Below are 12,336 nucleotides of genomic sequence, written 5' to 3'. Positions count from 1 at the left end.
CGGCCTGGGCACAGACCAGTTAAAGGTCATGAAAGCGCCCCGGTGCGGCCTCTCCGAAAATCCGTTGGCGTCTTCGCCATGAATTGTCGGAATATCCTGTTGAAGTGACTTTGATTGTTGAACCCAAGCTTTTCAGCGATGACGTTGACCGGTGCATCGGTCATTTCCAGCATCTGCTGCGCCCGCTCCAGTCGAGCTTTCAACACGTACTGATGCGGGGTCTGGCCAGTGGCCTTCTTGAACATTCTTCCAAAATGCGAAGGTGTCACACCCGCTTGTTGCGCCAGATCGTCCAGGCGATGCTCTGCACTGGGTGAGCGGATGATCGCTTCGATCGCATTGTGCACCCGGTAGGATGAGAAGTTCGAAACAGGGTAAGCAGAAGAGCCACAATCGGCAGGCACATGGATAAGGTGCAGCTTGAGAACCGACACCAGCGAAACGATGTAGTTATCCCTTTCCGCCGACGCCGGGCGATAGAGTTCTGCAACGATCTGCCGCGCCAGAGCAGCCGATAGCGGATCGGAATAGGCAAAGCGCATATCACCCGCATGATCGAGCAGCGGTCCCGATCCGCCTTCCCAGTTCGGCAAACTGAGAGTCATCACATCAAGTTCGCCGTCAACCAGCCAGCGCGTACCGCGATTGCGCGGGACGATGGTCGCCGAGCCGGGGAAAGTCGAAACCTGGCTCCACCCGTTGCCCTGCCATGTCCTTACGTCCGTCTTGCCGGCAAGCTGAACCACGAACACGGCGCTAGGCATTTCAGGCAGTTCGTAGCTCCCTACGAATTGCCGCCATCGGCTGACGCGCCAGCTGCCATCCGGCGCTGCCAGATCCACTTCCGGACCGCGGCGAAGCACATCGGCAATGATTGTTTCACTGCTACGCTGCTCGTAATGAGCAGCGGGCCTATCAGCCAGCACGTTCATGCTCATTCTTCCTCTCCGCCGTATGGCCTTAAGGCCCCATCGACGAAGCGGATGCTAGCACGAACCCGTTCTACAAAAATTGCGCCCTTTCGATACATTTCTTGCGCGCCGCCTGAGGGCGTTTTCAGGACCTTGAATGGCTTGCAGGCGACGCACACGCGGCTCGGGCATATGTAGCGTGGCTGGCTTTAGCGGCCTGTCCACCGAGGCGAACGTTTTTCCGTAAACGCCAAGGGGCCCTCCACATAGTCCTCCGAAGCTAGCATCTCTTTCAACGCCAAATACTCCCACTGTTCGGTGACTGCTTGTTCGACCGGTATGGACAGACCGCGGCTTACCGCCTGTTTGGTCGCACGGACGGACATAGGGCTGCACGTCAGGATTTCGTTGGCCCAGCGGCGCGCTGCGCCCAGAACGTCGCTGTCGACCACCTCATTGACGAAGCCCAGATCCAGACCTTCGGATGCCGAAACCCGGCGTCCCGTCAACAGCATACCCATCGCTCGCTTCAGGCCGATTTCCCGCGGCAGGCGCTGTAGCCCCCCTGCCAATGCCGCTATACCGACTTTCACCTCCGGCAGGGCAAAACTGGCGCTTCGTGAGGCTATTACAATGTCGCAGGCCAAGGCTATTTCAAAGCCGCCTCCCATGGCGACGCCATTAACGGCCGCGATGACCGGCTTGTTGAGGTCGAAGCGCGCCGTCAATCCGGCAAAACCGGACAAGGGAGTGGTAAGCCCGCCTCCGGCAGCCTGCTGCTTGAGGTCGTGGCCGGCACAGAATGCCTTTTCACCGGCCCCGGTGATGATCGCCACCCACTGCTCATCGTCGGCGGCGAATGCATCGAAGATTTCCGCCAGTTCATCATGAGCCGCAGAGCTCAGTGCATTGTACACCTCCGGCCGATTGATCGTGACGATGGTGAGCGGACCTTCCCTGACCACGTCTACATAGTGATATCCGGGCATGTCTCAGAGCGCCTCCACGATGGTGACATTGGCGATGCCGCCGCCTTCGCACACGGCTTGCAGGCCGTAGCGACCGCCGCGAGCACGCAGATTGTGTATGAGCGTGGTCATCAGCTTCGTTCCGGTCGCGCCCAGCGGGTGACCAAGCGCAATCGCGCCGCCGGTAACGTTGAGCTTCGAAGGGTCGGCGCCCAGCGCCTTGGTCCATGCCAGCGGCACCGGCGCGAAAGCCTCGTTCACCTCGTACAGATCGATATCGTCGATGGACATGCCCGCGCGCGCCAATGCCTTGCGGGTGGCGCCGATCGGTTCTTCCAGCATGATGATCGGATCGCCTGCGGTCACCGTAAGGTTCACGATCCGGGCGAGTGGTGTCAGGCCGTGGTCCTTCAGCGCTCTTTCCGACACGACGAGTGCCGCCGATGCGCCGTCGCAAATCTGGCTGGCGTTCGCAGCGGATATGACCCCGCCTTCGGTGAGAAGCTTCACCGATCCGATGCTTTCGAGCGTCGCATCGTAGCGGATGCCTTCGTCCTTGTCATGGATGCCCCCCGCCACGGCCAGCGGCACGATCTGCTCGCGAAAGACCCCGGCATCGGTCGCAGCCGCTGCACGCCGGTGGCTTTCCAGGGCAAAGCGATCGAGGGTATCCCGATCAAAGCCATACTTCGCGGCCAGCATTTCGGCGCCTTGGAACTGGCTGAAATTCTCGACGCCGAAGCGCTGCTTGATGCGGTCGCTGAACGGGCCAACCCCCACACCTTCGCGTTCATGGTAGGAAATGTTCGTGAACATCGGCACGCGCGTCATGCTTTCCGCACCCGCTGCGATCACGACGTCCTGCGTACCCGACATAACGGCCTGGGCCGCGAACTGCACGCACTGCTGGGAGCTTCCGCATTGCCGATCGACGGTGACGGCGGGCACGCTGATGGGCAGGCGTGACGACAGAACCGCATTGCGGGCAAACGCAAAGCCCTGTTCTCCTGCCTGCGTGACGCAACCGAGGATCACGTCTTCGACGCTAGCCGGGTCGATCCCGGACCGATCGACCACGGCATTCAGAACTTCCCCGCCAAGGTCGGCGGGGTGCCAGTCCGCCAGCGCTCCCTTGCGGCGGCCACCGGCGGTGCGAACGGCCTGGACGATGTAGGCTTCTGCCATTGTCATTCTCCTGAGAACTTGGGTTTGCGGCGCTCGGCAAAGGCGATCACGCCCTCCCGGCAATCCTGAGTGCCTCCCATGGCGGCAATGCTGCGCGTTTCCCGCTCAAGCTGGGTTTCAAGCGATGAACTGAAGCTCTCAAGCAGAAGCGCCCTGGCCTGGGCTACCGCTGCCGTCGGCGCAGCCGCCAGCTTCAGTGCTTCAGCCCGTCCGTCGCCTGCAAGGTCTGCGACCACGCGCGTGACGATGCCCATCGCGGCAGCGTCCTGAGCCGCAATGCGGCGGTTCGAGATGATGATGTCCTGCGCCCGGCGGACGCCGACGAGGCGGGGCAGAAGCCAGCTCATTCCGCCATCCGGCGAGAGCCCGACGCTGCCATAGGCCGCCGTGAAGTGAGCGCTTTCGTCCGCAACGACAACGTCCCCGATCAGCGCAAGGCTGAGACCGGCCCCGGCGGCCGGGCCGTTGACCAGCACCAGCAGGGGTTTGGCCATACGCAGCAAACGGGAGACCGCCATGTGCAGCGTACCCGCCAGTTCGCTCAGGAACATGGGAATGTCGCTCCCAAGGTCCGCGAACACCGACAGGTCGCCGCCACCGCAGAAGAGCTTGCCGGCTCCTGTCAGCACAACGCAGCGAATGGAACTGTCATGGTCGCAGGCGATGGCGGCGGACAACAGCCCGCGCGCCAGCGCCATGTCGACGGTATTGCCATTAGCGGGGCGGTTGAGCGTGATCGTTGCGATATCGTCCACGACCTCGAACAGGACGGGCTCCACGCTCATCGGCAGCGCTCCATGGCGGCATGCGCCAGATCGACAACGCGGGGATAGGCCGCAGCCCGCTCCCTGGCATGGCCGGACGCCGCCGTGCCGCGTGCGACGCGGCCCTTGATGCCGTGGAAGATCGCGGCAAGGCGAAAGAAGTTGAACGCGATATAAAAGTCCCAGTTCGCGATCGCGGTCCGGCCCGTGCGCGCGCAATAGGCTGCGACATAAGCCTTTTCATCAGGTATGTTCAGCGCGGCGATGTCCGCTTTTCCCAGCCCTGCCACGATATCGGGCGGCATCTGATACATCATCGCATGATAGGCAAAGTCCGCCAGCGGGTGCCCCAGGGTCGACAGTTCCCAGTCCAGTACCGCGAGCACGCGCGGTTCGGTCGGATGGAAGATCATGTTGTCGCAGCGGAAATCACCGTGGACGATGCTGGTTTCGTCTTCTGCCGGGATCGCGGTCGGAAGCCAGCTGACCAGTTCATCCATCTTGTGGTCGCGACCGGCGGCCTCATCATTCAGATACTGGTCGGACCAGCGGCTGATCTGGCGAGCGAAGTAGTTGCCCGGTCTGCCAAAATCCTCCAGTCCGATGGCGCGGTAGTCGATCATGTGAAGGCGGGCGATGGCCTCGTTCATCGCATCGAAGTATGCAGGCCGTTCCGTTTCGGACACTCCGGGGAACGTTGCGTCCCAGAAAATGCGCCCTTCGACCATCTCCATCACGTAGAACCAGCTACCGATCACGTTTTCGTCGGTGCACAGCCCGAATACTTGTGCGACCGGGAAGCCCTGCGCATGAAGGGCGGCAAGCACGCGGGCTTCCCGTTCCACCGCATGGGCGCCTTTCAGGATCACGCCCGGCGGCTTGCGCCGCAGGACGTAGCTGCGAGCGGGGGTGACGAGCTTGTAGGTCGGGTTGGACTGGCCGCCCTTGAACTGCTCCACAACCAGCGGTCCCGCGAAGCCATCGACGTGCTCCTCCATCCAGCGGGACAGCGCCGTCTCGTCGAAGCGATAGGCATCGCGTACCGCAGTGGTCCCGGCATTCGCCTCCTGTGCCAATGCGTCGTGCGTGGGATTGCTCATGCCTGTGCCGCCTTCCAGTCGCGCTTGATTTTCTTGGCGAGCGACCATTTGTGAACCTCCGTCGGACCATCGTAGATCCGGAATGCACGCACTTCCCGGAACACCTGCTCGACGATGGTTTCAGTCGTCACTCCGCTTCCGCCCATCACCTGGACGCAGCGGTCGGCGACGCGCATCAGGGCCTCGGACACGGCCACTTTCGCCATGGAGCTTTCCGCAGTCCCCTGGGCGCCCGTGTCGAGCACGTCGGCACACCAGTCGATCATCAGCTCTGCCTGGCGCAGGTCAATGAGGTTCTCTGCCAGCATGAAGCCGACGCCCTCATGGTCGATCAGAACCTTTCCGAAGGCCTGCCGCCGGTTTGCGTAGTCGGTCGCGATCTCATTCGCGCGGATGCAGGCGCCCAGCCATCGCATGCAGTGCGAAAGGCGGGCGGGCGCAAGCCGGACCTGCGCATACTTGAAGCCTTCCCCCGCCTGCCCCAGCATCTGGTCGGCAGGAACACGCAGATCGGTTAAATCCACCACGGCATGGCCGCCCGGCATCGAACTGTCGAGCGTGTTCGGGACATGCGCCACCCGGATCGCCGGATCCGGCAGATCGACAAGGAACATGCAGGCGCCCTGCTCCGCCTTTGCCATGATGATGCCCACCTGGGCGCCTTCGGCACCAGTGATGAACGCCTTGCGACCGTTGATGACCCAGTGATTTCCGTCCGGGCGGCAGGTCGTCCGCATCATCGAAGGGTCCGAGCCCGCGCCACCCTCTTCGGCTGGTTCGGTCATGAAAAACGCCGAGCGCGCCGTTCCCGCGACGAGCGGCTGCAGGAAACGCTCCTTGATCTCCGCGCTGCCGACCTTGCCGAGAAGGTACATGTTCCCCTCGTCCGGCGCGGCGGTGTTGCACGCCAGCGGGCCAAGCGGAGACAATCCAGTCATGCGCAGGACCAGTGCGGTCTGACGCTGGGAAAGGTGCCGGCCATCGGCGAGGATGTGGGGCGACACGACGCCCGCATCGCGCGCGCGGGCGCGCAGGTCATCCACCAGTGCATCGGTCGGGCAATCGTGGTGATCGCGCCTCGGGTCGCGCTCGAAAGGAACCACCACATCGCGCACGAAGCGCTCGACGCGGGTGGCGATATCCCGTGCGACATCCCAATCGACGGCGGGAGTTTCAGGGCCGCTCACTTCGGGGCCATCCGGATGGCGCCGTCCAGACGGATCACTTCACCGTTCAGCATCGGATTCGCGGCGATGTGTTCGACAAGGGCGGCAAATTCGTCCACTTCACCCAGGCGGCTCGGGAAGGGTACCTGCGCGCCGAGCGAGTCGAGCACGTCCTGCGGGAGCGTTCCAAGCTGGGGCGTGCGGAAGATGCCGGGCGCAATGGTCATCACACGAATGCCGAGCCGTGCAAATTCGCGCGCGACGGGCAGCGTCATCCCGACGATGCCACCCTTAGAGGCGGCATAGGGCACCTGGCCGATCTGACCGTCATAAGCCGCGACGCTGGCAGTATTGATGATAACGCCGCGCTCTTCCGGTCCTACCGGTGCTTCGCCCTGCAGGCGCGCGGCGAATTTCGACAGCACGTTGAAAGTGCCCATCAGATTGACCGTCACCACGCGCGAAAAATTCGCCAGCGGCATGGATTCACCGTTGCGGTCAAGAATTCGCGCAGGAGCTCCGATGCCGGCACAATTGACGAGGACGCGGGCGGTCCCGTGCCGTTCGGCGGCCTCATCCAGCGCGTTTGCGACGCCTGCTTCGTCCGTCACATCCGCGCGAATGAAATGGCCGCCGATCGCACGGGCATGTGCTTCGCCCATTTCCGGATTGAGATCGAGGATCGTCACCCTCGCGCCCGCTTTCGCCAGACGCGAAGCGGCAGCGCCGCCAAGGCCGGAAGCGCCTCCGGTTACTACCGCCGCTAGCCCTTTGATATCCATCTCGATCCTCTCGACTATCTTTTACTTCACGCGCCCGCCTACCGCCTGAAGCGGCAGAAGCACCGTCACTCCCCACGACGGCGGACAGAGACAGGAAACGCAGCGAACATTTGCGAATGAAGGTCTAATCCATGCGACGAAAAATGGCTTTACACAAAACCCGCATCAAACTTTGCAAATAACGCGGCGGCCTTGCGTCAGGGGCCGGCATTTGCCTTTTAAAGCCCAACGGAACCGCGGCACCTGCATGCGAGGGTGTCAGTCGACCGACTAGGGAGAGAGTAGATGCACCCGTTCCATCATGCGGCGGCCAACCCGGACAAGCCGGCTTGCATACTTGCCAGCACCGGCGAAAGCGTGAGCTACCGGGATCTTGAGGATGCATCCAACCAGAGCGCAAACCTGATCAGGTATCTGGGCCTCAAGCGCGGCGATGTCATCGCGGTCATGCTGGAGAACGAGCTGCCGCTGTTCGAGATTGCCTGGGGCGCGCAAAGATCGGGATGCTACCTCACCACGGTCTCGACGCGGCTGAGCGCCAGGGACATCAGCTATATCCTGCAGGATGCGGGGTGCAAGATTTTCATTTTCTCCGACAATCTTGCCGCGCTCGCGGCCGAGGCGCTCGCATGCCTTCCCGATGTGAAGGGCTTTGGCGTCCACACGGGCGGCGACAGCTACCAAAGCTGGAAATCCCTGAGCGCCCGGCAGCCGAAGGACAGGATCGTCGACGAAAGCGCGGGCACGGACATGCTCTATTCGTCAGGGACGACGGGGCGTCCCAAAGGCGTTCGCGGGCCGCTGCCAGACGGCGCGATCGATGCCTCGATCGCCCTCATGTCCATGGGTTGCTCGCTCTACGGCATGGACGGTGACATGGTCTACCTGTCCACTTCCCCCCTCTACCATGCCGCACCGCTACGCTGGGCTATGCTTGCCCATCGCCTTGGCGCCACGGTCGTCGTCATGGCCAAATTCGATGCCGAGGAAGCGCTGCGGCTTATCCAGCGGTACCGCGTCACGCATTCCACCTGGGTGCCCACGCACTTCATACGCATGCTCAAGCTGTCCGAACATGTCCGCGCCGCATACGATCTCGGTTCCATGCGGGCAGTCATCCATTCGGCAGCGCCCTGCCCGGTCGAGGTCAAACGCCAGATGATCGACTGGTTCGGCCCGATCATACATGAATACTATTCCGGCACGGAGCAGTGCGGCATCACCGCGCTGGATTCGGAGGAATGGCTTCGCAAGCCGGGTTCCGTCGGCCGTGCCGTCATCGGGAAGCCGAAAATCCTCGATGAAGACGGGCACGAAGTCGCGACGGGCACAGTCGGTCAGGTCTTCTTCGCGGATGGGTCGCCCTTCGCCTATCACAACGATCCGGAGAAGACCGCACTTGCCTATAACGACAGGGGGTGGGCCACTCTCGGCGACATCGGTTACCTCGATGAGGAGGGCTATCTCTTCCTGACCGATCGCAAGCATTTCATGATCATCTCGGGCGGCGTGAACATCTACCCCCAAGAGATCGAGAACGCGCTGGTCCTCCATCCCAAGGTCAACGATGTCGCGGTCATCGGCGTGCCGGACGAGGAAATGGGCGAGGCCGTTCTCGCCATCGTGCAGCCGCGCGAAGGCGTGGATGGCGACGATACCGTGGCAGAGGAGCTTCGCCGCTTCTGCCGGGAAGCTGTCGGCGCCATCAAGACCCCCAAACGCTTCCTCTTCCGTGACACCCTCCCCCGCGAGGCGACGGGAAAACTGATGAAGACGAAGCTTATCGAGGAATTTCGGTCCGGCGCAGCCGCTCCACGATAACCTGCCCCGGACCGACGGCGCGAAGCCGCCGTGGCGGGGTCTGCCGGTGCGCAGGGAATGCCTCATGCAAAAAGGGCGTCGATGTCCGGCGGCGGCAAAGCGGCTGCGGCAGGATCGAACTGATGAACGGAAAGGACGGGACATGGATATCAAGGGTGCAGCCGCCATCGTGACCGGCGGCGCTTCGGGTCTGGGCAATGCCACGGCAAGAATGCTGGCAGCAGGCGGAGCCAGGGTAACGATCTTCGATCTGAACGAAGAAGTCGGCGCGAAGGCGGCGGCGGAAATTGGCGCCCTCTTCGTTGCTGTGGACGTGGCGGACGATGCCAGCATGGAGGCGGGAATCGCCACGGCGGAAGCGGCGCATGGCATTGCGCGCATCCTCGTCAACTGCGCCGGCATCGCGCCTGCGGTGAAGACCGTCGGCAAGGAGAACAACCCGCATCCGCTCGGCAGCTTCGCAAAGACGATCGGCATCAACCTGGTTGGCAGTTTCAATGCCATATCGAAGGTCGCCGCCCGCCTTGCCGCGGCTGAGGAAATCGATGGAGAGCGAGGCGTCATCGTCAACACCGCATCCGTCGCCGCCTATGACGGGCAAATCGGCCAGGCTGCCTACGCCGCTTCGAAGGGCGGGATCGTCGGCCTGACGCTGCCGGTCGCACGCGATCTGGCGAGCCACAAGATCCGCGTCATGACCATCGCCCCCGGAATCTTCCTTACGCCCATGCTGGAAAGCTTTCCGCAAAGCGTGCAGGACGCCCTGGGTGCGCAGGTGCCGCATCCCAGCCGGCTTGGAAAACCCGCCGAATATGCGCAGCTGGTCGAGAGCATCATCGCCAATCCGATGCTGAATGGAGAGGTGATCCGCCTCGACGGCGCAATCCGCATGGCACCGCGCTGACGAAGTCGGAGCAACTGGCTTCCACTTCGGCGCTTCGGTCCAGGCATTCTACAATCAACGCAGATTTGTATGCCGCGCGGCTAGCGGCAAAGGGGAAAACGGCAATGGCGATAAAGACGCGCATCACAGAGATGCTTGGGATAGAGCATCCCATTGTGCAGGGCGGCATGATGTGGGTTGGCAGGGCCGAACTGGCTTCGGCCGTTTCCAATGCCGGCGGCCTTGGCATCCTCACGGCGCTGACCCAACCCACACCGGACGATCTGCGCCGCGAGATCGACCGTTGCCGTAGCATGACCGATAAACCGTTCGGCGTGAATCTCACGATCCTGCCCTCGGTGAACCCTCCTCCCTATGCCGAATACCGCCGTGCGATCATTGAAAGCGGGATCAAGATAGTGGAGACTGCAGGACACAAGCCGCAGGAGCATGTCGATGACTTCAAAGGGCACGGCATAACGGTGCTCCACAAGTGCACGGCCGTGCGTCACGCCGTTTCGGCCGTCAGGATGGGCGTGGATATAATCTCCATCGACGGATTTGAATGTGCCGGTCATCCCGGAGAGGACGATATCGGCGGGCTCATCCTGATACCTGCTGCGGCCGATCAGGTGAAAGTCCCGATACTCGCCAGCGGCGGTGTTGGCGACGGTCGAGGGCTCGCTGCAGCTTTGGCCTTGGGCGCGGACGGAATTAACATGGGCACGCGCTTTTGTGCTACGCAGGAGGCCCCGATCCACGACAAGGTCAAACAATTGATCGTCGAAAACGATGAACGGTCGACCAACCTGATTTTTCGCAAATTCCACAACACTGGCCGTGTTGCAAAGACAGATGTTTCTGACACCGTCGTGGAGATCAGCGCACGTCCCGACAGTGTCTTTACCGACATCCAGCCATATGTATCTGGCGCGAAAGGCCGGGTCGCGCTTGAGACAGGAGACATCGGCGCTGGCCTCGTATGGGCAGGCCAGATTCAAGGTCTGATCCACGACATTCCCACTTGCGCTGACCTCTTAAAGCGCATCGTCGATGACGCAGAGGAGATCATCAATGGTCGCCTCAGTCAGTTCATTGCATCAGAATAGACCACAACTACCGTCACACCGATTAGCAGACATGCAGGCGGCGCCCCTCCGATGCCCATCTAGCGCAATCAAGCAAGGAATGATTTCCTCATGGTTCTCGACGAAACGCATGAAGCTGTACGTGACACCATCCGCGCCTTTTCGCAGGAACGGATCAAGCCCCTCAGCCGCGTATTCGAAGCTGCGCGCTGCTATCCACCGGCCCTTTTCGAAGAGATGGCTTCTCTTGGCTTGATGGGGATGACAGCGCCTGAAGTGGTCGGCGGTGCGGGAACCGACTACGTATCCTACGCGCTCGCTCTCATGGAGATCGCGGCCGCAGACGGGCCGCTCTCAACCATTGTGTCGATACAGAACAGCCTTATTGTCTCCAGCCTGCTTCGCGACGGGAACTCGGACCAACAAGCGCGCTTCCTGCCGGATCTGATTGCCGGGCGATTGATCGGTGCATTTGCACTGACGGAGACTGACGCCGGTTCTGACGCGGCTGCCATACGGACCCGCGCCGTGAAGGTTAGCGGCGGCTACCGTCTTACGGGCGCCAAGCAGTTCATTTCGTCCGGCAAAATAGCTGGCATAGCTATGGTTTACGCTATCACCGATCCCAACGCCGGAAAGCGAGGAATCTCCGGCTTCATTGTTCCTACCAACAGTGAGGGATACACCGTTGATAAGGTAGAGCACAAAATGGGCCAATGGGCTTCCGATACCTGTGCGATACGGTTCGACGACGTGTTCGTCCCTGACGAACTCGTGCTCGGCAGTTGCGGCGCCGGGTACCGTATCGCTCTCGCCAATCTTGAAGTCGGCCGCATCGGTATCGCCGCACAATGCGTCGGTATGGCTCAGGCTGCAATCGACATTGCAGTCGCCTACGCGAAAGAGCGAAAAAGCTTCGGCAAGCCTATCATCGAGCATCAGGCGGTGGGCTTTCGCCTTGCAGACTTCGCTGCCAAACTTGAGGCCTCCCGCCAGCTGGTACTCCACGCAGCGTCCATGAAAGACGCCGAACGTCCTTGCCTAAGCGAAGCATCGATGGCCAAGCTGGTTGCATCGGAGATGGCGGAACAGGTCGTGTCCGGTGCATTGCAGACATTAGGAGGGTACGGGTATCTTGAGGAATTCGGCGTCGCGAAAATATACCGAGATGTCCGCGTTTGCCAAATCTACGAAGGAACTTCTGACATCCAGCGCATGGTGATTGCTCGGGCACTCTAGGGCAGAAGCTAATAAATTGCTTCATTGATCGGGATAGGTTGGTTCGATGGCGCCACGAAGAGACTAGGTCATGAGTGATCTGATGCGGCTTTCCTGGGCGCAGATGCGTACGCATCCGGCGAGAGCCCTCTGTTGCTGATCGGCGCGGCCTGAGAGGTTAGCCATGTGGCAAGCACTGAGGTTTGCCACATGGCTACGGGATGTGCAGTGGGTCAGGTGACGGTGTTTTCCGGCGCGCAGAGGCGGCGGCGGTCGAGTTTGAATGAGAAGCTTGCGCTGGTGGAGGCCTCGATGGCGCCCGGCGCTTCGATCGCAGACGTCGCCCGCGCTGCGGACGTCGATGTTTCGCTGATCTATAAGTGGGGACCGATCATCACTGACCTGCCCCCCGGCGGTCCCTCGCTCATAACGAGAGTCTTGCGGTTGAAT

12 protein-coding genes are annotated in these 12,336 nt (G+C 61.7%); 5 read left to right on the top strand and 7 right to left on the bottom strand.

The annotated features are described in order from the left end of the window. Positions 1 to 26: 26 nt before the first annotated feature. The 7 genes from L284_RS33600 to L284_RS33570 all read right to left on the bottom strand — a co-directional run bounded on the left by L284_RS33600 (position 27) and on the right by L284_RS33570 (position 6,876). Positions 27 to 932, bottom strand: coding sequence for an AraC family transcriptional regulator (locus L284_RS33600; RefSeq protein WP_052018367.1), 906 nt, complete (start codon positions 930 to 932; stop codon positions 27 to 29). A 188-nt stretch (positions 933 to 1,120) separates the two neighbouring features. After that, positions 1,121 to 1,900, bottom strand: a complete 780-nt coding sequence (locus L284_RS33595) for an enoyl-CoA hydratase-related protein (protein WP_021233704.1) — start codon at positions 1,898 to 1,900, stop codon at positions 1,121 to 1,123. A 3-nt stretch (positions 1,901 to 1,903) separates the two neighbouring features. Beyond that, a complete protein-coding gene (locus L284_RS33590; RefSeq protein WP_031341937.1) occupies positions 1,904 to 3,064 on the bottom strand; it encodes an acetyl-CoA C-acetyltransferase in 1,161 nt (386 codons plus the stop codon). A gap of 2 nt (positions 3,065 to 3,066) precedes the next feature. Beyond that, positions 3,067 to 3,849, bottom strand: a complete 783-nt coding sequence (locus L284_RS33585) for an enoyl-CoA hydratase/isomerase family protein (RefSeq protein ID WP_021233702.1) — start codon at positions 3,847 to 3,849, stop codon at positions 3,067 to 3,069. Continuing rightward, complete coding sequence (locus tag L284_RS33580; protein ID WP_031341935.1) at positions 3,846 to 4,928, bottom strand: phosphotransferase; 1,083 nt, start codon at positions 4,926 to 4,928, stop codon at positions 3,846 to 3,848. Before L284_RS33580 ends, L284_RS33585 begins: the two co-directional genes overlap by 4 nt. Then, positions 4,925 to 6,115, bottom strand: coding sequence for an acyl-CoA dehydrogenase family protein (locus tag L284_RS33575; RefSeq protein ID WP_021233700.1), 1,191 nt, complete (start codon positions 6,113 to 6,115; stop codon positions 4,925 to 4,927). Before L284_RS33575 ends, L284_RS33580 begins: the two co-directional genes overlap by 4 nt. Next, a complete protein-coding gene (locus L284_RS33570; RefSeq protein WP_021233699.1) occupies positions 6,112 to 6,876 on the bottom strand; it encodes an SDR family NAD(P)-dependent oxidoreductase in 765 nt (254 codons plus the stop codon). Before L284_RS33570 ends, L284_RS33575 begins: the two co-directional genes overlap by 4 nt. 285 nt (positions 6,877 to 7,161) lie before the next feature. On the opposite strand from L284_RS33570, the gene L284_RS33565 reads away from it, so the two are divergent. From L284_RS33565 to L284_RS49085, 5 genes are all read left to right on the top strand, one after another. Then, positions 7,162 to 8,697: an acyl-CoA synthetase gene (locus tag L284_RS33565; protein WP_021233698.1), complete on the top strand. Its 1,536-nt coding sequence runs from the start codon at positions 7,162 to 7,164 to the stop codon at positions 8,695 to 8,697. A gap of 142 nt (positions 8,698 to 8,839) precedes the next feature. After that, positions 8,840 to 9,601, top strand: a complete 762-nt coding sequence (locus L284_RS33560) for an SDR family NAD(P)-dependent oxidoreductase (RefSeq protein ID WP_021233697.1) — start codon at positions 8,840 to 8,842, stop codon at positions 9,599 to 9,601. A gap of 104 nt (positions 9,602 to 9,705) precedes the next feature. Further along, positions 9,706 to 10,689: an NAD(P)H-dependent flavin oxidoreductase gene (locus tag L284_RS33555; protein WP_031341934.1), complete on the top strand. Its 984-nt coding sequence runs from the start codon at positions 9,706 to 9,708 to the stop codon at positions 10,687 to 10,689. Positions 10,690 to 10,779: 90 nt separating this feature from the next. Then, positions 10,780 to 11,907: an acyl-CoA dehydrogenase family protein gene (locus tag L284_RS33550; RefSeq protein WP_021233695.1), complete on the top strand. Its 1,128-nt coding sequence runs from the start codon at positions 10,780 to 10,782 to the stop codon at positions 11,905 to 11,907. Between the two features lie 189 nt (positions 11,908 to 12,096). Next, positions 12,097 to 12,336, top strand: a 240-nt coding sequence (locus L284_RS49085) for a transposase (protein ID WP_152524642.1), incomplete at its 3' end; no start/stop codon positions are given.

Source organism: Novosphingobium lindaniclasticum LE124 (assembly GCF_000445125.1).
Taxonomy (GTDB): domain Bacteria; phylum Pseudomonadota; class Alphaproteobacteria; order Sphingomonadales; family Sphingomonadaceae; genus Novosphingobium; species Novosphingobium lindaniclasticum.
The sequence above is the reverse complement of the archived record's forward strand: the minus strand, read 5'-3'. Positions and strand labels throughout refer to the sequence as shown.

Excerpts from the sequence above, each read along its gene's own strand:
- L284_RS33560 (WP_021233697.1), top strand. The coding sequence starts at position 8,840 with ATGGATATCAAGGGTGCAGCCGCCATCGTGACCGGCGGCGCTTCGGGT.
- L284_RS33590 (WP_031341937.1), bottom strand. The coding sequence starts at position 3,064 with ATGGCAGAAGCCTACATCGTCCAGGCCGTTCGCACCGCCGGTGGCCGC.
- L284_RS33580 (WP_031341935.1), bottom strand. The coding sequence starts at position 4,928 with ATGAGCAATCCCACGCACGACGCATTGGCACAGGAGGCGAATGCCGGG.
- L284_RS33585 (WP_021233702.1), bottom strand. The coding sequence starts at position 3,849 with ATGAGCGTGGAGCCCGTCCTGTTCGAGGTCGTGGACGATATCGCAACG.
- L284_RS33595 (WP_021233704.1), bottom strand. The coding sequence starts at position 1,900 with ATGCCCGGATATCACTATGTAGACGTGGTCAGGGAAGGTCCGCTCACC.
- L284_RS33555 (WP_031341934.1), top strand. The coding sequence starts at position 9,706 with ATGGCGATAAAGACGCGCATCACAGAGATGCTTGGGATAGAGCATCCC.
- L284_RS33550 (WP_021233695.1), top strand. The coding sequence starts at position 10,780 with ATGGTTCTCGACGAAACGCATGAAGCTGTACGTGACACCATCCGCGCC.
- L284_RS33600 (WP_052018367.1), bottom strand. The coding sequence starts at position 932 with ATGAACGTGCTGGCTGATAGGCCCGCTGCTCATTACGAGCAGCGTAGC.
- L284_RS33570 (WP_021233699.1), bottom strand. The coding sequence starts at position 6,876 with ATGGATATCAAAGGGCTAGCGGCGGTAGTAACCGGAGGCGCTTCCGGC.
- L284_RS33565 (WP_021233698.1), top strand. The coding sequence starts at position 7,162 with ATGCACCCGTTCCATCATGCGGCGGCCAACCCGGACAAGCCGGCTTGC.